Source organism: Bifidobacterium commune (genome assembly GCF_900094885.1).
Classification (GTDB): Bacteria; Actinomycetota; Actinomycetes; order Actinomycetales; family Bifidobacteriaceae; genus Bifidobacterium; species Bifidobacterium commune.
This window is the reverse complement of record NZ_FMBL01000001.1, coordinates 616,318-638,379: the sequence shown is the minus strand read 5'-3', so window position 1 is coordinate 638,379 and position 22,062 is coordinate 616,318. Positions and strand designations below refer to the sequence as shown.

The following is a 22,062-nucleotide window of genomic DNA, read 5'->3' as shown; positions in this document are numbered from 1 at the left end:
TATATCGACAGTAATTGACGCCGAAAGGAATGTAGATGCCGAATCGTGCTGAACGTAGGGCACAGGCCAGACAGAGCCGTAATGGAGTTCCGCAGCCGAATCAACCAAACAACCGTGGACGCGGCGGATTGGTTGACGAGTATTCGTTGCAGGAGCGCAGTCGTCGACTCGCGGAGAGTGGTGACGTCGAGTGGAAACCCAGAGCCGAAACTGTCATAGTCGAGAAGGATGATGATAAGCAGATGCGACCTCCGCACTCGTTGCGCCAATGGTTCCGTGTGCTCACATGGCTGTTGATCGTTGCTTCGGCTATCGCTTTCGCCGTTCTAATGTGGATTCCGAAGCGCCCGATGTGGGTCATCATTGCGGTTTGTGCCACTTTTGTGGTCGGTGTACTGAGCTTGTTCTTCACGGCTGGAGATTATCGTCATAACCCGAATCTCGACGACAACGGTACCGCTGTTTGATTGAAGCCCGCGCCGCCGGTTTGTTGGCCGCTGACGCTGATTTGCGTAACAAGGTTGATGAACGCACATGAAGATTGATTTACTGACTCGTGAGTATCCGCCGCATGTCTATGGTGGTGCCGGAGTACATGTAGACGCCCTTTCCAGGGCTTTGGCGACGCGTGCAGATGTGACCGTTCATGCTTTTGATGGTCCGAGGCATCTCGATGAGGTGCCTCGGGTCGTTGGTGGCGAACTACGCGTCATCGGTTACACGACTCCTGTCGAAATGTCACGCAGCAATACGGTGTTGCAGACATTTGGCATCAATCTTGAAATGGCCAACGATGTCTCCGGTGATATTGTTCATGCACATACGTGGTATACCTGCCTTGCGGGGAGACTTTCAGGAAGACTGCATGAGATTCCGTTGGTGGTTACGGCGCACAGTCTTGAGCCGTTCAGGCCATGGAAACGTGAACAGTTGGGAGGCGGTTACAACCTGAGTTCATGGGCGGAGGCCGAGGCGTTCACCCACGCCGATCGTCTTATTGCCGTTTCAGAAGGCATGAAAAACGATATCCTCAGAGCCTATCCGACTGTTGACGCCGACAACGTTGATGTGGTGCACAACGGCATCACTCTCAGTGATTTCCTCTTGCCGGAGCCTGATGATTCTGCTTGGGATGTGTTCGAACGATATCATATCGATCGAAGTAAACCGACGTTGCTCTTTGTTGGGCGTGTCACCAGACAAAAGGGTTTGTCTTATCTTTTGCAGGCGCTTCGTTTCATCGACAAAGACATTCAGGTGGTTTTGTGCGCGGGTGCGCCGGACACCAAAGAATTCGGCGATGCCGTTAGGGCTGATTTTGCCAGACTCGAAGAGGAGAGAGGCAATGTAATTTGGATTGAAGGAATGTTGCCGCGTCCGCAATTAGGTGCTTTGGAGCATGGCAGCGATGCGTTCGTGTGCCCGAGCATCTATGAGCCGCTTGGTATCGTCAATCTGGAGGCCATGGCCTGTGGTCTGCCGGTGGTTGCCAGTGCCACAGGAGGCATTCCCGAGGTTGTCGTCGATGGGGTGACCGGTTATCTTGTGCCTGTAGACCAAGAACATGACGGCACAGGGACACCGACAAATCCCGAGCAATTCGTGCACGATATGGCCGATGCCATCGATCGACTCATGTCTGATCCGGAACAGGCAAAGCAGATGGGACAGGTAGGATATCGGCGAGCACGTGATCAATTCAGCTGGGAGAGCATTGCGGACGAAACGATGGAAGTCTATCGTAAGGCCATGCACTGAGCCCGGTTTTGTTATATTGGCTTTAGACGGTATGCACTGGTTGAGGCGACCGCCCATGTTGAGATTGTGATGTAAATCGTCAGTTTTGATTGCAGTCGAAAGGAGGGCTCATGTTCCAATATGTGCTCTACGGATGTATTGCTGTCATTCTCGTCCTTGCCGTTGCGTCGTTTGCTTCTGCCGGTTTTTCAGACAACAAATTTTTCCGCCGTCTCAAAATCATTTTTTCCTCGATTCTTCTCTTTTTTGCGGCAATCCTAGTGGTCGCGAGTTTTCTGACCTGAGGTGACATTGCGGTGTTCTTGTCCTTGTTCGCTTGCCGATATGTGAGCGTTGGAGAGTACAGGTGAAGCAGCCTCGTTATTCTTTGAATGGTGGTGACACGGTTTTGCGACGAAGGGAATGAGATGGTGGGGATAAACGAAGCTGCCGCAGCGTTGAGACTGTCGCATGTGCAATTTCACAGGAACTGTCGTGTCATTTTGCAAGACGTGAAGCTCGACATCAAATGCGGTGAGAATTGGGTGCTGTTCGGCCCCAATGGCATAGGCAATCGAGTCTTGTGGCCATGATAGCGACTCGGGTGTTTCCATCGTCTGGCACCGTGGACATTCTCGGCAACCGGCTCGACAAGGTCAATGTATTTTCCTACAGAAACCGTATAGGGCTCGTCTCTGCGCAGTTGTCTCGATCGTTTCCGGTTGACGAGGATCCGCTGAACGTTGTTCTGACCGCTTTGAGTTCGACCACAGGTCGTTGGCATGAACGATTCAAAAAAGATGATTACGACAAAGCTCGTGTATTGATGGCAACGTTCCGTATCGATTATCTTGAAGGCAAGCAGATGTTCATGCTTTCCGAAGGCGAGCGCACTCGAGTGCTAATCTGCCGTGCGCTGATGGACGATCCCGACCTGCTCATTCTTGACGAGCCCACGACTGGTCTTGATTTAGGCGGCAGGGAATTGGTGTTGCGGACATTGAGTGGCATCGGTCGACATGACATCGCGCGAACGGTAATCCTGGTGACCCATAGGCTTGAGGAAATTCCCCAAGAATTTGACCATGTTGCCATTATGGGCCTCATGGCAGGCAACGAGGCTGACGCCCACGCCGATAATGTGACCGGTGCCGATCCGCAGTCCGGCACTATCTTGTATTCAGGCGACCTTCAACACGGATTCACCGCTGAACGCCTGGGTAAAATCTTTGGTTTATCGCTGAAAGTGACCATGGATCATGGGCGTTGGACGGCTTTTGTTGTCGAAGGTGATGCCGCATGATACGCCTCATCGGGATGATGTGAGACCATAGTTCGAGGCCATCATTGTAGAGTGAAAGAGTGAAAGAGGAATGCCGAAAACTGGGATGTTGCAGGCTGGGGAAAGGGTTCAGCTTACTGATCGAAGGGGCAAGAAGATAACGGACCAGCTTGTTGTCGGAGGTTGCACGCAAACCGATCATGGCATCGTTCTGCATGACGACATCATCGGGAAGACCGAGGGAATCATTGTTGTCACCGTCACTTCCAAGCGTGAGATTCAGGTGAATGCCGGCGTGCCGGGTCATGACAAGCCCAAGCCTTGGAAGGCGGCCCGTGCCATCGGTGGCTGGGAATTTGCGGTTATGCGCCCCCGGTTGGCGGATTATGTGCTTTCCATGCCCCGAGGTGCGCAGATTATGTATCCGAAAGACATTGCCCAGGTCATTCAATTGGGTGATATTCGTGCGGGCATGAATGTTCTTGAATCCGGTGCGGGCAGCGGTGCGATGAGTCTTAACCTGCTTGATGCAGTGGGGGATGCCGGTCAGCTCACGACCATCGAGATGCGAACGGAATTTGCCAAGATAGCACAGGCCAACGCCACACTTTACTATGGCGAACAGCCGAACTGGTGGAATCTGCTCACGGGAGACTTCGATACTGTTGCGGCCTCTTTGCCGGAACATTTCTTCGACCGCATCGTGCTTGACATGCTTGATCCATGGAATCGTTTGGATCAGGCCTATCGAGTTATCGTCTCCGGCGGTGTGATAATCGCCTATGTCACGACGACAACGCAGATGTCGCGCTTCTGCGAGGCGCTTCGTCAAGCCGGATGCTGGACGGAACCGGAAATACGGGAGACCTTGGAACGGGAGTGGAAGGCGCAGGGACTTGCGGTTCGCCCTGATCACCAGATGATCGGACATACCGGTTTCCTGATTGTCGCACGTGCCATGGCGCCAGGCTTTACGGCGTTGCACAAACGAGACCGGGCTACAAAAGATACCGTCACCGACATTGATTCCCTCACTGATGAAGAGCGCGAATTGCGTCTTGCCGATCTCGAATTGCGGGACATCAGCGATCGCAAGTTGCGTAAGGTTCTTCAAGATCTCGGCGGTCAATTGCATCAGATTGAACCGTGCGCAGATATCTGATTGGTCCGGACCCATGTTCCGTGAGCCTGATTAACGGTTAAGCGTTGGCATATAACCCCAGTTTATAACGACACCCTAAGTGGTTTGATGACCTTAGAATGACGTTTTTTGATAGGATTTCATCAAGTTCGTCAACATTTGTGAGCGTTCGCCAATCACTGGAGGAAAAATGTCAGCTCTTACGTCGGTTTCGGGTTTCCCGCGCATCGGTCGCGACAGAGAATTGAAAAAAGTAATCGAAGCCTATTGGAAGGGCAAGTCTAGCCTTGACCAGGTACGTGCCACTGCCAAGCAGCTGCGTGCCGAACATTGGAAGTTGCAGGCTGATTCGGGTGTCGACCTTGTTGCAAGCAATGACTTCAGCTATTACGACCAGGTGCTGGATACGGCAATCATGTTGAATGCCATTCCCAACCGTTATCGCCGCCTTTCATTCGCCAACACAGAGGATACACTGTTTGCGATGGCACGCGGCTATCAGGGAGCTGAAGGTGACGTTACGGCGTTGCCGATGAAAAAGTGGTTCACGACGAATTACCACTACCTTGTTCCGGAAATTGATCTTCCGGCCGAGATCAAGCTGAATTCAACCAAGCCTTTCGATGAATTCAAGGAAGCCAAGGCTCAGGGTATCGTGACCAAGCCGGTATTGATCGGGCCCTATACCTTCCTTGAACTTGCACGCAACCCCCAGGCTGAGGAGCTGGAAATCGACGGTGTTCTTATCAACGCCGTTGCCGATGTGTACGCGCAGATCGTTCAGGAGTTCGCCAAGCTTGGAGCGCAGTGGGTGCAGCTTGACGAGCCGTATCTGGTGCTTGACAAGGACGAGGGCGATGTCGAGCTGTTCAAGTCGTTGTATTCGGCCATCCTGTCGGCACGTACCGATTCGTCTGGTGGAAGCCGTGTGAAGGTGTTGCTCAACACCTATTTCGGCAACATCGCCGATATTTATGAGACTGTCAATCTGCTTGGGTTCGACGGTATTGGCCTTGATCTTATCGAAGGGCGAAACGAGAATCTTGCGGCTGTCGAGAAGTACGGTGTGGCGAAAAACACAACGATTTTTGCGGGCGTTATCAACGGCCGTAACATCTGGCGCAATAACTATGCGCAGAGCCTCGGTCTTGTTGATGCATTGAAGATCAAAGCCGACAATGTCGCCGTGTCCACGGCTTCCTCGCTATTGCATGTTCCGTTCAGCACGGAAGGTGAAAACGGGCTTGAACCTGACATTCTCAAACATTTTTCCTTTGCGGTTGAAAAGGTCGGGGAGCTGGTTGACGTGGCAACGCTTGCCGATGAGGACGATAACAGCCGCAAGCATTCGTCGGTTTTGGCAGAAAACCAAGCTTTGTTTGACGGCAGCCGTGTAAGGCCCGACCGTTCTGTCAGTGCTCGATTGGCGGCATTGGCGGCCGATGATTTCGTCCGTCACCCGGCACGTCCGCAGCGGCGAGAGCTTCAGTGCGAAGCGTTGGGGCTACCGGAATTGCCAACAACAACTATTGGTTCTTTCCCACAGACCACCGAAATTCGTGCCACACGAGCGAAAGCTCGCAAAGGTGAGATCGACGAGAAAACCTACGATGTGTTCATTGCCGCTCAAATTGATCAGGTCATCTCCTGTCAGGAACAAATCGGGCTCGATGTTCTGGTGCACGGCGAATTCGAGCGCAACGATATGGTCGAGTATTTCGGACAGCACCTCAATGGCTATTTGTTTACCGAGAACGCGTGGGTTCAGTCATATGGCACCCGTTGTGTCAAGCCGCCCATCGTTTGGGGTGACGTCTCTCGTGCAGAACCGATCACCGTTCGCTGGAGCCGATATGCTCAAAGCCGCACTGGACATGTCGTCAAGGGCATGTTGACAGGTCCGGTGACCATTCTCAATTGGTCTTGGCCTCGCGAAGATATCAGCAACGAGTTGCAGACGCAGCAGTTGGCGCTGGCGATTCGTGATGAAGTGCTTGATCTGGAAGCCGCCGGTATCAGGGTAATTCAGATCGACGAGGCTGCATTGCGTGAGAAGCTGCCACTTCGTCGTTCGGACTGGCACAAGAAGTATCTCGATTGGGCCATTCCAGCCTTCCGTCTTGTGCATTCCGCTGTCCGACCGACCACGCAGATCCATACGCACATGTGTTATTCGGAGTTCAACGACATCATCAAGGACATCGACGACATGGATGCGGACGTCATCTCTTTTGAGGCGTCACGAGGAGATCTTGTTGTACTTGATGCCATCCACGACGCACGGTTTGAAACCGAGGTGGGCCCTGGTGTCTATGACATCCACTCACCGCGCATCCCTTCGACGAAGGAATTGGTAGGACGTATCCACGAGATTCTCAAGAAGGCTGATGCTAGCCGGGTGTGGATTAACCCGGATTGCGGCTTGAAAACACGAGGTGACGAGGAAACGTGGCCAAGTCTTCAACACATGGTGGAGGCTGCTCAAATCGTTCGTTCCGAACGTGCGGGTGAATCGCAACACTGACCTTTACCGAAACAGTTGTCGTGTGGCCGACGCTGATTGATGGTCGACCACACGATGCAACGCAGGAGCCAAGACATGCATTCGCCCATTTTCTCGCTTGAAGTTTTCCCACCCAAAAGCCATACGCCCGTAGGTACCATTTATGATACACTCGATGGTTTGGGTGGCGTGGATCCAGATTTCATCTCGGTTACATACGGACACGGTGCGCTGCAGGATCGCAGTCTGACAGCACGTATTGCCAACACTATCCGTCATGATTACCAGATTCCGGTGGTCGCGCATCTTACGGCTCTTTATAGTGACAAGAAAATCATCGATGAGGCGCTTGGGATGTTTCATCAGGCAGGGGTGAGCGGTGTGCTGGTCTTGCGCGGAGACCCTGTTGAAGGACATGCACCATGCGGTGTCTTCGAGCATTCCAGCGATTTGGCGGCATATATCCATGAGGTTGACCCGAAGATGAAGATTTTCGGCGCTTGTTATCCCGAATGTCATTTGGAAGCCTCATGTCTAGAAGTCGATGTTGATAATTTGGCAAAAAAAGTCGATGCCGGCGTTACGCACCTGATTACTCAGTTGTTTTACAACAACGATGACTTTTACCGCTTTTTGGACCTTGTTCGTTCCAAGGGCATCGATGTGCCGATAGAGGCGGGTATTATGCCGGCACGCAGTGCGAAATCCATCAATTCAATGACCGCGCGCAACGGCTGCAAGATCAGTCCGGAAGTGCGTGCCATCGTCGAGCGCTGGGGTGATGACCCTTCAAGTCTTCTGCAAGCGGGCATCGTCTATGCTTCCGAGCAGATCGTTGACCTGGTGGCGCATGGTGTTGACGGAATCCATCTTTATACCATGAACCGTCCTGTTCTGGCCCGTCGTATCTGGGCCAACGTGGAGTCTCTGTTTGCGGTGAATTAGTGTTTTCGACCGATAATCTTTGTGAAGGCTGGTTTTGTTGTAGATTGGAGATATGGAACACTCGGCGGATAGTACTATCAGCACCCACGATCTCATTCATGCGGGCTTTCAGAATCTCAGTGATGCCCGTAAGTTGTTTGAGCGCCTGAGCGATTTCGGTTTTGATCAGATGCACCGGCATGACATACTTGCCGCGTTTCAAAAGGCTTGTGACCCGGATATGGCGTTGACCTACCTGGTTGAGATTTTTTCGGCAGCTCAAGGCGCAGATTCGAATGCGGAAGGCTCTGCATTGCATGCGTCGCACCAAATGGGAAGACCGGAAGGTTCGGCTGCAGATGCGAACGCTGTTGTTTCGGGTTCGTCACTGCCGTTATTGGAAGAACTTGTTCATGACAGCAAGGCGCTACGTCGGCTTATCGGTGTTCTCGGAGTCTCCGAAATCATGGGTCGGCTCATGTGCACTCATCCTGATTTCGTGCAGGCAGCCGCATACGATTCGTGCGGAAGTCTTACATTTTCGCGCTCGCAGCGCATTGCCTGCATGGGCGTTGAGGTGAAGGAAGCCACTCCAGAACTGATGAACGGGCCGGTGTCCGAGCTGCAGGCAGCGGTAGAGGCGCTGCGGGAAAATTATTATCTTCAGCTTGTTGCAATCATGGCTGAAGATGCCTCAGCCGATGATCCGGTGGCGATACAGACGGTAATCAGCGAAAAACTGTCCGATTTGGCAGATGCTGCTATTGGTACGGCGCTCGATATTGCGAGAACACAGGTTGACTGTAGCGGGCAGTGTGGATTCGCCGTTATCGGTATGGGCAAGTTGGGAGCCCGTGAATTAAACTACGTCTCCGATTGTGATCTGATTTATATTGTTCGTCCGGTTTCGCAAGAAGGTGGTGACGAGGCGATCGGTGGGGCTGCATTGGCCCGAATCGGCACAAAAATCGGCATGATGCTGCAAAAAATCTGTCAGTCGGTTATGCCCGGTGTTGACCTGCCCCCGTTGTGGCAGATCGATACGGCATTGCGACCGGAAGGCAAGGATGGACCTTTGGTTCGTTCGATTGATTCCTGTCGTGTCTACTACGATAAATGGGCCAGCAATTGGGAGTTCCAGGCATTGCTTAAAGCTCGATTGGTTGCCGGTGACCAGGATCTGGGGCAGGAATTCATCGACCTGACGCAGCCGCTTGTCTGGTCGGCGTCCAAGCGTGACAATTTCGTTTACGACTGCCAGAAGATGCGCAAGCGCGTCGAAGACACCATCGTTCCTGAACTGAGAAACAGGGAAATCAAACTCGGCAAGGGCGGGTTGCGTGACGTTGAATTTACCGTACAGATGCTGCAACTGGTTCATGGCCGTTCCGATGAATCGTTGCGTAGCAGTTCAACACTCGGTGCGTTGCACGCGTTATGTGACGGGGGATATGTGGCCCGTTCTCAGGCAGCTCGCCTGGATGAAGACTATCGTTTTGAGCGGGTTCTTGAACACCGAGCGCAAATGTGGGAGCTCAAACGCACACATCTGTTTCCGGACTTGCGCAAAGCCCGCGAGGCCACGGTTGATATCGTAAGGAACGCCGATCCCTTGGCGGTTGACGACAACCCGGAGCTTCGGAGGTTGGGCCGAGCCTTTGATTTGTTGCCGAGGCAGCTGGTCGAACGATATGAAAGCGTTCGCCGTGAGGTTCGCCGCCTTCACACGGATATCTACTATCGCCCGATGCTGCCCATCAATGCGCAACTTGATGACGATCAGGTCATGCTAAGCGATCGGGCCACCCGGGAACGGTTCGAATCGATCGGTTTTGCTGACCCAGATGCAGCCATGCGTCACGTGGAAGCACTGACCGAAGGTGTGTCTCGTGCGGTCAAAATCAACCGTATTCTTCTGCCGTCGATTCTTCATTGGCTTTCGCAAGGCCAGAATCCTGATATGGGCTTGCTTCAATGGCGCAAACTCGAGGAACATTTCGGTGGGGGCAGTCAGTATCTCGGATTCCTACGCGACTCACCGCAAGCCTTGACCAGACTGTGCCATGTCCTGTCCAATTCGCGCCTCCTGAGTGATGCGTTGAATCAGTCCATTGAATCGGTCACATGGCTCGGTGACGATGGCTTGCTCATGCCGCAAACGCGTGAAAGTCTGGATATACGCGTCCAGTCTACGGTTTCACGTTATGCCGACAATGTCAACGATTTCGCGACTTCGCTTCGAGCTATGAGGCGCCATGAAATCGAGCGCATCGGACTCGGCTGGACCTCACAAGTATGCAGCGACGAGGACGCGTTGACCGGCATGACGGATGTATACGACGCTGTCATCGAAGCGGCCTTGCAATGGTCGATCAACCATCAATGCTGCGAAATGCAGCTTGATGTTCCGCCTGCCGCCATCTGCCTTATTGCCATGGGCCGTTACGGCGGGCGTGAAGTAAATTTCTGTTCAGATGCGGATGCCATCATGCTTTATCGTCCGATCGGTAATGAACACGCTGAAGATCTTCAAAACACGGCATGGCAATTCGCCCGAAACGTCGTAACCGAGTTACGCAACGTTTTGCAGGGCCCTGTGAGCCTCGAACCCAAGATTGACCTTGATTTCGGGCTTAGACCGGAAGGGAAGAACGGTCCGCTTATTCGATCCTATGAATCCTGCCGTGACTACTACACCAAGTGGTACAGCACTTGGGAGCGTCAGGCGTTGCTGAGGGCTCGCTATGCTGCCGGTGACGTTCAACTGGCACGGGATTTCCTCACGCAGTTGGCTGACCCGTTGCGATATATGGATCGCGAGCTGACGGAGGAGGAGATTGGCAAAATTCGTAAACTCAAAGCGCGCATGGAGGCCGAACGGCTTCCTCATGGCGTGCGCCGCGACCAGCACCTCAAGCTTGGTGCCGGAGGTTTGTCCGATGTCGAATGGACCGTTCAATTGCTGCAACTCGAACACGCAAGCCAGCATGAGACCTTAAGGGTGAATTCCACGATGAAGGCCCTCGACGAGCTTGAACGTCTTGGGTGCATAGGATGCGAGGATGCCGATGCACTGCGCAAGGCATGGAGCATGCTTACTGCGGCCCGCAACGGCAACTACTTGTGGGGTGCAAGACTGGCACAGGCCGATGTGTTGCCGTCTGATTTTTATGGTCTTGGAGGGGTGGCCACGTTCCTAGGCTACGACGCCAACCGAGGCCAGTATTTCGGCAACGATATTCAAGCGGTGATGCGTCGCTGCCGAGAAGTGACGGAACGGCTGTTCTATGGTCAATAGGGGGGTGTCTTGGATGCATTCAGGTATGCACGTATCGATCGTGGATGGATTGTGATTCGTGTTGTGTTTCCCTTGTTCGTGCGTATTCCAACGATTTTATGAACGATGATGGTCTGACGTGTCGTTGTGTGCGGGTATCTTGTCAATGGTCACGCGAATGTGGCCACCTTGCTTGAAGAAAGGTGGGCCGATGCCGATAACGCAGCAATCTACAGGGAGTCCCAGTGAGGGGATTGAGCAGTTTTCGTTGGTTGGCTCTAGTGTGGTAACGCTGGATGACATACCGATTCCGGAAGTCCAGTTATTGCTGGATAAAGCGCAATATATTGATGAACATCGTAAAGAAGTGGCTAACACCTGCAATAGTCGGGTGTTGGCCACTTTGTTTTATGAACCAAGTACACGCACGAGACTGAGCTTTGAGACGGCGATGCTGCGTCTCGGGGGCAAAGTCATCGGCTTCGCGGGCGCTGAGCAGTCATCCGCAACCAAGGGCGAAACCATACATGACACAGTGAAGGTCGTTTCGCAGTATGCTGACCTGATTGCCATGCGCCATCCGAAGGAAGGCGCTGCGCTGGTTGCGGCTCAATCCTCGGAAGTGCCGGTTATCAACGCCGGAGACGGTGGTCATATGCACCCCACGCAAACACTTGCCGATCTTTCGACCATTCAATCGCGGTTGGGGCGGGTCACTGATCTTACCGTGGGCTTGTGCGGCGATTTGACATTCGGACGTACCGTTCATTCCCTGATTTCCACATTGTGTCGCTTTGGAAACATCCGTTTTGTGCTGATAAGCCCAAATGAGCTCAAAACTCCGCGTTACGTCCTTGACCGCATCGATCAAAGCCCGACATGCTCATACGTCGAAGTCGAAGATCTTGCGCAAGTAATCGGCGATCTTGACGTACTCTACATGACACGAGTACAAAAGGAGCGCTTCTTCAATGAAGACGACTACCTGCGTCTGCGTGACACCTATATTCTCGACGAAGCGAAGATGCACCTTGCCAAACCTTCGATGGCGGTTTTGCACCCGCTGCCGAGAGTCAATGAAATAACCAAACAGGTCGATGACGATCCTCGCGCCGCATACTTTGAGCAGGTGCGGCGGGGCATGCTCATGAGGATGGCGCTGGAAAGTTCGGTGCTCGGCGACGAGCTGCCAGGCTTTAAATCCAACAAGGAGGTTCTGGTCTGATGGAAGTAACAAGCATTACCAACGGCATCATCATCGACCATGTGGATGCGGGCACTGCGCTCACGGTGCTTCACTATCTCAAGGTTGACCCGGCCAGAACACAATTGGCACTGATCATGAATGCCAGCAGCCATGAGCTCGGGACCAAGGATATCATCAAGCTTGAGAATGTTGGGGATGTGAACTTGGATGCGCTCGAGTTCATTGCACCGCACTCGACGGTCAACATCGTGCGTGGAGGGCAAATCGTTGAAAAGGTGAAGCCGGAACTGCCGGAGCATCTGATTGGTGTCATCGCCTGCAGAAACCCTCGATGTGTAACGACAACGGAGACGGGGTTGGAGCAGCGATTCCATCTGGCCGACGCCGACCGTCGCGAATATCGTTGCGATTATTGCGATGAAGAGGCTCAGCGGTAGCGAAGGTGATGGTTTGTTTGTCGTTTGGTCGATCAGCTCGAATCGGACTCGAGGTTGATTGTGGGATGAACCCTGCGGCGACGAAAGGAATGCAACGAATTATGGATAGAACGGAAAACGGATGCTGATCATTCACGACATCAAGGTGTGGGACACCGGCGAGCGCATTGATCTTGTCGTACCGGATATTGACAGCCGACGACTGCTGAGTGAATCCGACTCGGTCGTTTCTGGTGAGATCGATGGTTCGTCGATGATTCTCGCCCCTGGTTTCGCAGACCCTCATGTGCATTTTCGCGATCCGGGACAGCTGGACAAGGAGACGATGGTCACTGGGGCTCAGGCAGCTGCTGCCGGAGGGTATACGCGTGTGTTGATCATGCCGAACACGTTGCCGGCGATGGATGGATGCGATGCCGACATGAATGACAAGGACGGCGTTCGCAATGCGCTCGAATATGTGCAGAACTATGAACGGTTGCATGATGTGAAATTGCCGGTTCGTTACGATGTTTCTGTTTGTGCGTCAGTCGGACGGGCAGGCAGGCAACCTACGAGGTCCCGTGATTATGCACGCTTCATGGATTCGGCAGCGCGATCGGGGCAAGGCGGCGATTCGGTCTTGACGAAGAGCGGGGTTGTGTGTTCGGCCAATGTGGAGCATCCTTTGCGTGCGATCAGCGATGACGGATCGGCGATTACCGATGGTATTCTTGGCGCTGTGTTCCAAGAGGCCAAGACGACGGGCCTGCCGATTCTCGAACATTGTGAACATCATGATTCCGGTTGCATCAATGAGGGAATGGTTAGCAGGAAACTCGATGTTGAAGGTATCAGTGCGCAGACTGAGCTGGCTGTGGTCGAGCGTGACATTGAGGCCGTACGCCAAACCGGTGTCCGTGTTCATTTTCAGCATGTGTCAACCGCGGCGGCATTTGATGCCATACGCCAGGCAAAGTCCGAGGCTTTGCCCATCACTTGCGAAACGGCGCCGCATTATCTGGCATTGTGCGATGAAGATGTTCTTGAATACGGCACGATGGCGAAAATGAACCCTCCGTTGAGAAGCGACGCGGACCGGAAAGCCACTGTGGCGGCCGTCGTTGACGGTACGATTGACATGGTCGCCACAGACCATGCTCCTCATACACGGATCGAGAAGCAAACAGGGTTGGCCGATGCCCCGAACGGCATCATCGGACTGGAATGCGCCTATGGCATCTGCCGGAAAATGCTCGTCGAAAGCGGTTCTATAGGTGATGAACGCCTGATCGAACTCATGGCGGTGGCTCCAGAGCGTTTGATGGGGCATGCGGCTACGGATATTGCGACGCTTCTCAACACCTCGTCCACGTGCGCAACGAAAAGGACGTTGGATCTCAGTCAGGTCGAACATCCCGAAAATGTTGACTTGGTCGTTATCGATACCGAAAATGAATGGGTTGTGGACTCATCCCAGTTCCATTCAAAAGGCCGCAATACGCCGTTCGATGGATGGAAGCTCACTGGCAGGCCTGTGGTGACGATCATTGGTGCGAAGTTGGTGTTCAGCCGTCTTTCGAGCACTTCCGGCACGGAATAAATGGACAATTCGGACAATAATACTGATATACAATAAAATATAACAGCAACAATCACTGTTTTGGTTTGATGTAGAACAGTGAAGAAAGTGAGGCGGGACAATGGATCGACTTATCGAGACAATTGAGGCCAAGGACAATCCCAGTGTTGTTGGGCTTGACCCCACGCAAGATCTTGTCCCGTCGCAAGTGTTCAGCGAAACGATTGAACTCGACGAAGATGATTTGGCGACGCTTGTTCGTCAATTGGAAGGCTTTAACAATCCGCAGGACGAACGTTTGCTGGATCTGATCAATGCGGCCGACAGTCCGGAGGCCAAAGTGAAGGCGGCCAGCTGTGCTATGGACGAGATGGTGCCGGGAGCCGGGATTGTGGATGGATTCTACGCGTTCAACCGAGCGATTATCGATGCCGTCAAGGATGTCGTACCGGCGGTCAAGCCGCAAATCGCCATGTACGAGGCGTATGGCTCCGTTGGATTTGATATCTATCGCTTGACTTGCCAATACGCGCAGGAGCAGGGGTTGTACGTGTTGGGTGACATCAAGCGTGGTGACATAGGCTCGACCGCCGCAGCCTATGCCAAGCACCTGACCGGCATCAACTCTAGAGGAGAAGATTTCAACGGCCAACCGTGGCATGAGGACGGCATCACGGTCAATCCTTACTTCGGCACCGATGGCATAACCCCGTTCACTGACGCTGCCAAAGCATGCGACAAGGATGTGTTCGCGCTGGTGCGTACCTCCAACCCATCCAGCAAGGAAGTCCAGGAGCTCGTACTTGCTGACGGTGACAAGCTTTATGAGCGCGTGGCCGATCTGGTCGAAGACTGGGGTGCCGATTGTGTCGGCAAGTATGGTTATTCGCGCCTGGGTGCTGTGGTGGGTGCCACCCATCCTCAACAAGGCAAAGCGCTGCGTGAACGTATGCCTCACACATTTTTCCTTGTACCTGGCTACGGCGCCCAAGGAGGTACGGCATACGATGCAGCACAGATGTTCGACGGCAACAAACGTGGAGCGATCGTCAACTCGTCGCGTGGCATTATCGGGGCATGGAAAAAGTCAGGAGAATACAAGTCCGACATGATTGCCGAGGAGGCACTCGATCTTGTTGGGCGAAGCGCTCGCGCAGCGGCAATCGCCATGCGCGACGATTTGAAAAGTGCATTGAAATGAATGATTTCAGCCGGATGGATGTAGTGAATACCGCGGTTTGCTCCGCTAATATTGAACTTCTGTACCGTAAAGCTTGAAAAGGAGGAGGCACGGATGAGTGTCTTCATGTCAACGGTTAATACCGACATCATCGAACAACGTGCGTCCAAAGCCGGTCGAAAACCCGGCAGGCGCACCGGCGAGGTAATTTCCGTATCACTGATGTCTCAGGGTGTTTACCAGTTAGTGATCAGGGATCCGTACATCGCGAGAACCGCACGACCTGCGCAGTTCGTCAATCTTTATTCGGCAAACGCTGCGATGATGTTGCCTCGCCCCTTCGGCATCGCCAAAGTCGAAGGTGATGATGTCACTCTGATCTATCAGGTCGTTGGGGCGGGAACGGAAGAATTCTCCGGACTGCGAGCCGGCGACCGAATCGATGTTCTCGGGCCATTGGGCAAACCGTTCGATCTGGATACACCTGCAAACTATGTTCTCGTAGGAGGCGGTCTGGGTGTGCCGCCGCTGCTGTATGCCGCGCAGACGCTCAGTGGTCGCGAGGATGAAACCCAAGTCACCTCGGTTTTCGGCTATCGCGATGACCGGTTCGCTGACGAAACGGTGAAGCCCTATGCCAGCAAGGTTTACAGCATCGTCAACGCAGAAGGGAATGTGATTGATCTGCTTAATGACATCGAGCAGGAACTTACCGCGTCAGACAGTCGCAACGTGATTCTTTCCTGCGGGCCCACGCCAATGATGAAAGCTGTCGCAGGTTGGGCGAGCAAGCGTGGCATTCCGGCGCAATTCAGCCTTGAATCCCGCATGGGCTGCGGTTACGGTGCCTGCGTGGCCTGCGTGGTAGACACCCCTCAGGGAAGGCTGAAAGTCTGTAAAGACGGACCTGTTTTCACCACGGAACAACTCGGATGGGATGCGTGAATCACATGAAGGAAGAAAGCTGCGAGTCACTCGTCATGAATGGTCAGAACGGCCAGACGGATGTGCTTGAACCACACGAATGGCGACACAAGACCATCGTTGCGGGTGTTGAATGGAAAAACCCCGTCGGTACGGCCTCCGGAACCTTCCAACTGGACGCGTGCGGTGACTATTACGATGTAAGCCAGTTGGGTGTGATCTGTACCAAAGGCGTCTCGCCCGTGCCTTGGGAAGGGAATCCTGCACCGAGAACCGCTGAATCACCTGCGGGCATGGTCAATGCAGTGGGGCTTCAAAACCCGGGGGTCGATCATTATCTTGTCGATGAGTTGCCGAGATTGAAAAAACTTGGAGCTACCGTCGTCACCAATGTCGCCGGGCATAGTGACGAAGACTATGCGCAAGTTGTTGAAAAACTGGCTGATTCCTCGGCCGACATGCTTGAGATCAACGTCAGTTGCCCGAACGTGTCGCATGGTGGCATGAGTGTTGGGACGGATCCCAAAGCCCTTCACCGGTTGATTGCGAACCTGCGAGCGATGACCGACAAGCCCATGATTGTCAAGCTTTCGCCGAACGTCACCGATATCGTTGAAATCGCGCACGCCGCTGTTGATGCAGGTGTCGATGCGCTGAGCCTGATCAATACGCTCGTCGGTATGCGTTTCGATATAGAAACAGGCAAACCAATCATCGCCAATCGGACCGGAGGTGTGTCCGGACCTGCGATTTTCCCAATCGGACTAGGTTTCGTCTGGCGTGTTCGTCAAGCCCTGCCAACCATTCCGATCATCGGCATCGGTGGTATTGACTCAGGGGAGAAAGCGCTCGAATATCTGTATGCCGGAGCCAATGCGGTTGAGGTAGGTGCTGCATCGCTGATCGATCCGACGGCACCGGTGCGGGTGGCTCGTGAGTTGGACGATTTGCTTGATTCCCGTCCGGATTTGGCGGCGAAACTCGCCAACGGTCAGACATGGTAAATGAAGAATCGGGTTTAATCTGACCACACCGGACACGCAAGCCCGTTCTTAGGTCAAGGAACGTCACTCCATGGATTTCGATACATTCCATCAGTGGTGTATCGCTGAAACGAAAAGGAAAAACAGAATATGTCAGAATGTGCACCGAACCAGAAAGCTCCAAGCGCCAACAAGAACGCGATGACCCCGCTTGACGAGCGCTTCACTGAATTCCTGCTGGAGTCCGGAGCCTTAAAATTCGGCGATTTCACCCTCAAATCTGGCCGGCGCTCGCCGTATTTCATCAACGCGGGGGCGTTCAACGACGGTCGCAAAATAGCCACATTAGGCGCCTTCTATGCCGAAAAGATTACTTCGGCCATCGCAAACGGAACCCTTCCCGAGGACATCTCCACAATTTTCGGTCCGGCGTACAAAGGCATCCCGCTTGCGGTTTCCACTTCCATTGCGCTGACGAGCATGTACGGCATGCAAATTGGCTATACCTTCGATCGCAAGGAGAAAAAAGATCATGGTGACGGCGGCATCTTGGTCGGTACCCCTCTTGAAGATGGCATGAAAGTGCTGTTGGTCGACGATGTCATGACAGCAGGCACCGCTGTCCGTGAGGTGGTTCCAAAGCTCAAAGCAGAAGCAAACATCGAGATTATTGGTCTAGCGCTTTCCGTCGATCGTATGGAAAAAACCAAGGATGCAGACGTTTCCGCCGTCGAATCAATCCAAAAGGAATTCGGTTTCCCCGTTATCTCCATAGTGAACGTCCGGCAGATATTTGCTGCTGCATCGCGCATGGTCACTCTCGACGGCACCTCGTTGCTGGATGATGATACACGTAAAAGGGCTGACGACTATCTGGTCCACTACGGTGCCTAAATCGCATACTGATTGCGTTTGTTCCGCTCGTCGAAGTCTGCGGAACAAACGCAAGGCGAACGCCGATATATAATCGTGTTGTTGCCGGGTTGGCTTTTTGTTCTGTGGATTTTGCTTACGTTCAGCAGAAGTCGGCTGGCATAAACCGATTTTAGACTATTCAATAAGTTCGTATCCGTGGCTGGCGATGACGGACTTGAGCTTGGCAAGGTAACTTTCCGCTGCATTGGAAAGGTTGGCTCGTTCATTGGTGATCCAACCAACCAGCATGGTTTCGTCGATATCCAGCGGCACAGTAACGATTTTCTCGTTGTTGATCTCGCCGTTGTCGATGCCGGTGCAGACCGTGTAGCCGTTAAGACCAATGATGAAGTTGAGGATCGTGGCGCGGTCGGTAACGTTGATCTGCTTGGGGGAGTCCTTGGGCCACACGGCCTCCTCCGCGAAGTAGAAGCTTCCTTCCTTCCCCTGCTCATACTGGATGAACGGATAGGGTTTGAGATCATCCATCGTGATTGTTTTTCTGTTTGCAAGCGGGTTGTCACGTGAAATAAAGACGTGCAACGGGGCCCTAAACAGCGGATGGAATTCAAGATGCTTGCTGCGTATTAGCTTGCCGATAACGTCCTTGTTGAAATCCGACATATATAGAATGCCGATTTCGGAACGCATGTTTGCAACCGATTCGATGATGTCGCGCGTTTTGGTCTCGCGCAACGTGAACTCGTATTCATCCGATTCATTGGAATGAATCATTTCTACGAATGCCTCGACTGCGAACATGTAATGCTGGGTGGAAACAGAGCAGAGCTGTTTGCGTGGCTTCACATGTTTGTAGCGTTCTTCCATGAGTTCTGCCTGATCGAGCACCTGTCGGGCGTATGTAAGGAATTCCGCCCCATCGACCGTCAGGGCGATACCTTGCGAGGAGCGGGTGAAAATCTCGATGCCCATCTCTCGTTCGAGTTCCTTTACCGATGAACTCAATGCCGGCTGTGATATATACAGTTCATGAGAGGCTTCGTTCATCGAACCGCACTCGACGATTTTGACGATATATTTTAGCTGAAGCAAAGTCATATCTGAAGCCTATAACAACATTGATATCAAGTGGATGAACATTTACTTATCGTGGACATGGCTATCGGTTCGATTGAGCAGAGCACATGCGACTTTGTTTTACACCGGTCCGGTTTCCTGTCTCCGTAAGGTGTGACTTATCGCGGTGCAACAGCTGATAGGTCGGAACCTTCGGAAGCACGATAATCATGGGCCCGCAAGTTTACGGCTTTGACGGCTGACGATACAACCGCCCGTTCAGATACGTACACCCAAACGCCGCAGTTCGTTTCGTGTCTCAGGCGCACTGATGAACCGAATGCCAGTAATGCCGACATTGCTTGCACCGTCAACGTTGGCCTGGGTGTCGTCAACGAAGGCCGTGTGTTCCGCCTCGAGACCGAAACGATTCAATGTGAGGTTGAAGATGTCGGCGTTAGGTTTGTGCATCTTTTCAGTGCCCGAAACCACGGTTCCTTGCAGGAGTCGTTTGAGCTGCGGGAACTTTTCGAAAGCGAAATGGAACGTCTCGTCGGACCAATTCGTCAGACCCCACACTCTGCAGCTGGCTTTACGCAGGTCGATAAGCAGCTGTTCCATCCCGTCAACCATTTTCGGCAACGCATCGTCGTAATGGTCGATATAGAAGCTGAACATCGCGGCCATGTCGTCACCGTACCTGTTTCGATAATCCTCTATGACGTCCGTGAAATCCTCACCGGCGTCCATGCGACCTTCGGCTGCGAAAAAACCGTAGACGTCCTTTTCGTCAGCGCACAGCGTATCAACGGTTTCTTGTGGAAAATGACCTTCAAGACATGCACGATAGTTCAACTCGAGCAGCACTCCGCAAAAGTCAAATACGACATCACGTATTCCATTGGTTCCGGCAACATCGTTCGTTGCCTGTCGGACCATTGTCATTTTCTGTCCCTTCACTGGTTCTCATCGGGTCAATTCGTGACTGTTGCCGAGCAAATTCTCGATGGCTTGGGGGAGTGCCGCGACTACGTCTCCTGCCACAATCGGATGTCCCGGGTTTTCGCCGGATTGGCGAATTCCTTTCGCGCCGAAAATTTCCGGTGGCTCCCAGCCTTGCTCATTGCTTTGCGAGGCAAGACCGGCTGCGTAACCGTGAATATAGCTTGCACTCGCGGCTGTTGTGGCACTGAGGGACGGATGTTGCTGTATTTGCCCTTCGTTCTGTTGGGCCAACATTGCGGCCATTATTCCGGCCAACACGTCACCGGCTCCGGCTGTTGCCAGCCAAGCCGGTCCGCTTCCCGAAATGTAGGTTGTGGTCGCCTTGTGTGCGACGATGTGATGTTCGGTTTCGTCGTCGTTCTCTTGCGGAGCCATGCCCGCCATTTCGCTATCTCCGACGATGATGGTCACAGCGCCTTTGAGCAATACCGTCGCGCCGGTAAGTTCATGAGCTCGTTTGGCCCAGCGCCAAGGTTCGGCCGTTACGGCAGAGGTGTCCACTTGCTCTCCGTGAAGACGAAGTAGTGCTGCCAGCTCACCGGCATGTGGCGTTATCACCACATGTTGCGGCACTCGTTTAGGCAACAAGTCCAGCGCTCCTGCGTCAACGCAAATCGGTGGCATTGCCCAAGGCCCGTTGCTGCAATCAAGGTCTGATCCTCTACGGTTAGGAGCAATTCCTGCATTGCCGACAGATTCGCCGGTGTTTTCATCGGACAATGCGTAATGGTTAAGCAACGCGGCGATGGCTTCCCGCTGTGCATCGGGAGTGTGTGTGCTGTGTCTTCCGGAGGTGTGGTCTTCAATGACATACAAGGCGTCAGCTGTCGGAACACCCGATCCGACAGCCCAGGCTTGCACACGCCCCTTGCCGGTTACGATTTCCGGAGCGTTGCGCAGTACCATGTCGGCAGCGTTGGCCGGTCCGAGATAGCGGACCATGCCGATGTTGCAATGATTGGCCGCGGTAGAGCTCAGGACGGCCGCACCGGGGTACTTCACCGAACCGGTAATCAGTCCGACAACACCTCGCGAATATTTGGAATCGGTGGGTTTTGGCCGGCGCAGCATCGTACCGGCCTTGTTGTCGATAGAAGAGACTGCCGGTACGATGTGCGTGATATCGAATCCGAAATCAATCAAAACCACGCGTCCGCAGGTAAAGGTCGCCGGGGGAAGCATTGCGCAAGGCTTCATGGCTCCGAACATCACTGTGACGTCGGCTGGAATGTAGCTGCCGGGTAAGGTGCCGTCATTCACTCCGATGCCTGAAGGTGTGTCTATGGCCACAACAAAGGGTTTCTCGCCATTGGTGCAGGGTGTGGTGTGCGAACCTTTCGCGCTTTCACCGGCCGGATGAAGCATCTGCGCCATTGTTGCTGCAGGGCCTTGAAGTGGGCCATGCACCCCGATGCCGGTCATCGCGTCAAGTACCACATCGGCATGCTGGACCAATTCCATCGCCGCTTGTAGCCGTTCACCTGCTTCCCCGGCGCCGAAACCGTTTGAGACGCCGGGGATAGAGGCTTCGGGGTTGAGCACCAGCAGTCGTCCTCCGCTGTGAGTGAAAGCAAGCAGACCTTGAATGTGAAGGGATTCGCCAACGGCTATGGTCGTAACCTGCGCGCCGGCTCGGGCAAGTTGCGCCGCTGCATACAAGCCGTCTCCACCGTTGTCTCCGGCACCGGCCAACAATACGATATTTGCATCGGCGACGTCAATGTCATGTTCATCAAGAAGTTCGTCGGTTACTTGGGCGGCAGCTGATGCTGCCATCCGCATCAGTGGAACTCCGCGGTTCAGCAACGGGCGTTCCATCGCGCGAACGGTTTCGACGTCGTAAGCGTTTCGTTGCAACGCCGATCGACGCATCTGTTTAGTCATCATCATTTCGTCCATTGCGTACCTTCCGCCTCTCGCGTCGCAGACGCCGGCAATATCCGATTCGGGAATCGCCACGCTGTCTTGC

At 53.5% G+C, this 22,062-nt stretch carries 17 protein-coding genes and 1 pseudogene; 15 read left to right on the top strand and 3 right to left on the bottom strand.

What is annotated here, in order from left to right:
• Positions 1 to 35 precede the first annotated feature (35 nt).
• The 15 genes and pseudogenes from GA0061077_RS02535 to pyrE all read left to right on the top strand — a co-directional run bounded on the left by GA0061077_RS02535 (position 36) and on the right by pyrE (position 18,050).
• On the top strand, positions 36 to 467 hold the full coding sequence (locus tag GA0061077_RS02535; protein ID WP_091847326.1) for a hypothetical protein: 432 nt from the start codon (positions 36 to 38) through the stop codon (positions 465 to 467).
• 67 nt (positions 468 to 534) lie between these two features.
• Positions 535 to 1,758: a glycogen synthase gene (gene glgA, locus GA0061077_RS02530; protein WP_091847325.1), complete on the top strand. Its 1,224-nt coding sequence runs from the start codon at positions 535 to 537 to the stop codon at positions 1,756 to 1,758.
• Positions 1,759 to 1,868: 110 nt separating this feature from the next.
• Positions 1,869 to 2,042, top strand: a complete 174-nt coding sequence (locus GA0061077_RS06860; protein WP_159426902.1) for a hypothetical protein — start codon at positions 1,869 to 1,871, stop codon at positions 2,040 to 2,042.
• A 123-nt stretch (positions 2,043 to 2,165) separates the two neighbouring features.
• Positions 2,166 to 3,040: pseudogene (locus GA0061077_RS02525) on the top strand (ABC transporter ATP-binding protein).
• 70 nt (positions 3,041 to 3,110) lie between these two features.
• Positions 3,111 to 4,181 (top strand): tRNA (adenine-N1)-methyltransferase, encoded by a 1,071-nt coding sequence (locus GA0061077_RS02520; protein ID WP_091847324.1) that lies wholly within the window; start codon positions 3,111 to 3,113, stop codon positions 4,179 to 4,181.
• Positions 4,182 to 4,350: 169 nt separating this feature from the next.
• Positions 4,351 to 6,684, top strand: coding sequence for a 5-methyltetrahydropteroyltriglutamate--homocysteine S-methyltransferase (gene metE, locus GA0061077_RS02515; protein WP_091847323.1), 2,334 nt, complete (start codon positions 4,351 to 4,353; stop codon positions 6,682 to 6,684).
• A gap of 75 nt (positions 6,685 to 6,759) precedes the next feature.
• The gene (locus GA0061077_RS02510; protein WP_091847617.1) at positions 6,760 to 7,608 is read left to right on the top strand and encodes a methylenetetrahydrofolate reductase; all 849 of its coding nucleotides are present in this window, start codon (positions 6,760 to 6,762) and stop codon (positions 7,606 to 7,608) included.
• Positions 7,609 to 7,660: 52 nt separating this feature from the next.
• Positions 7,661 to 10,885 carry a bifunctional [glutamine synthetase] adenylyltransferase/[glutamine synthetase]-adenylyl-L-tyrosine phosphorylase gene (locus GA0061077_RS02505; protein WP_091847322.1) on the top strand — a complete coding sequence of 1,075 codons (3,225 nt, stop codon included), beginning with the start codon at positions 7,661 to 7,663 and terminating at the stop codon, positions 10,883 to 10,885.
• A 247-nt stretch (positions 10,886 to 11,132) separates the two neighbouring features.
• Positions 11,133 to 12,089: an aspartate carbamoyltransferase gene (gene pyrB, locus GA0061077_RS02500; RefSeq protein WP_183193122.1), complete on the top strand. Its 957-nt coding sequence runs from the start codon at positions 11,133 to 11,135 to the stop codon at positions 12,087 to 12,089.
• Positions 12,089 to 12,508 (top strand): aspartate carbamoyltransferase regulatory subunit, encoded by a 420-nt coding sequence (locus GA0061077_RS02495; protein WP_091847320.1) that lies wholly within the window; start codon positions 12,089 to 12,091, stop codon positions 12,506 to 12,508. Before pyrB ends, GA0061077_RS02495 begins: the two co-directional genes overlap by 1 nt.
• A gap of 121 nt (positions 12,509 to 12,629) precedes the next feature.
• A complete protein-coding gene (locus GA0061077_RS02490; RefSeq protein WP_091847319.1) occupies positions 12,630 to 14,090 on the top strand; it encodes a dihydroorotase in 1,461 nt (486 codons plus the stop codon).
• Positions 14,091 to 14,190: 100 nt separating this feature from the next.
• A complete protein-coding gene (gene pyrF, locus GA0061077_RS02485) occupies positions 14,191 to 15,270 on the top strand; it encodes an orotidine-5'-phosphate decarboxylase (RefSeq protein ID WP_091847318.1) in 1,080 nt (359 codons plus the stop codon).
• Between the two features lie 93 nt (positions 15,271 to 15,363).
• Positions 15,364 to 16,194: a dihydroorotate dehydrogenase electron transfer subunit gene (locus GA0061077_RS02480; protein WP_091847317.1), complete on the top strand. Its 831-nt coding sequence runs from the start codon at positions 15,364 to 15,366 to the stop codon at positions 16,192 to 16,194.
• Between the two features lie 35 nt (positions 16,195 to 16,229).
• Positions 16,230 to 17,177: a dihydroorotate dehydrogenase gene (locus GA0061077_RS02475; protein ID WP_091847616.1), complete on the top strand. Its 948-nt coding sequence runs from the start codon at positions 16,230 to 16,232 to the stop codon at positions 17,175 to 17,177.
• 180 nt (positions 17,178 to 17,357) lie between these two features.
• Positions 17,358 to 18,050 (top strand): orotate phosphoribosyltransferase, encoded by a 693-nt coding sequence (gene pyrE / locus GA0061077_RS02470; RefSeq protein WP_091847615.1) that lies wholly within the window; start codon positions 17,358 to 17,360, stop codon positions 18,048 to 18,050.
• A 156-nt stretch (positions 18,051 to 18,206) separates the two neighbouring features.
• On the opposite strand, the gene GA0061077_RS02465 is transcribed toward pyrE, so the two are convergent.
• The 3 genes from GA0061077_RS02465 to GA0061077_RS02455 all read right to left on the bottom strand — a co-directional run bounded on the left by GA0061077_RS02465 (position 18,207) and on the right by GA0061077_RS02455 (position 21,992).
• Positions 18,207 to 19,130, bottom strand: coding sequence for a LysR family transcriptional regulator (locus GA0061077_RS02465; protein ID WP_091847316.1), 924 nt, complete (start codon positions 19,128 to 19,130; stop codon positions 18,207 to 18,209).
• A gap of 237 nt (positions 19,131 to 19,367) precedes the next feature.
• Positions 19,368 to 20,033 carry an HAD family hydrolase gene (locus GA0061077_RS02460; RefSeq protein WP_234696469.1) on the bottom strand — a complete coding sequence of 222 codons (666 nt, stop codon included), beginning with the start codon at positions 20,031 to 20,033 and terminating at the stop codon, positions 19,368 to 19,370.
• Between the two features lie 21 nt (positions 20,034 to 20,054).
• Positions 20,055 to 21,992 carry a bifunctional ADP-dependent NAD(P)H-hydrate dehydratase/NAD(P)H-hydrate epimerase gene (locus tag GA0061077_RS02455; RefSeq protein ID WP_234696468.1) on the bottom strand — a complete coding sequence of 646 codons (1,938 nt, stop codon included), beginning with the start codon at positions 21,990 to 21,992 and terminating at the stop codon, positions 20,055 to 20,057.
• Positions 21,993 to 22,062: the final 70 nt, after the last annotated feature.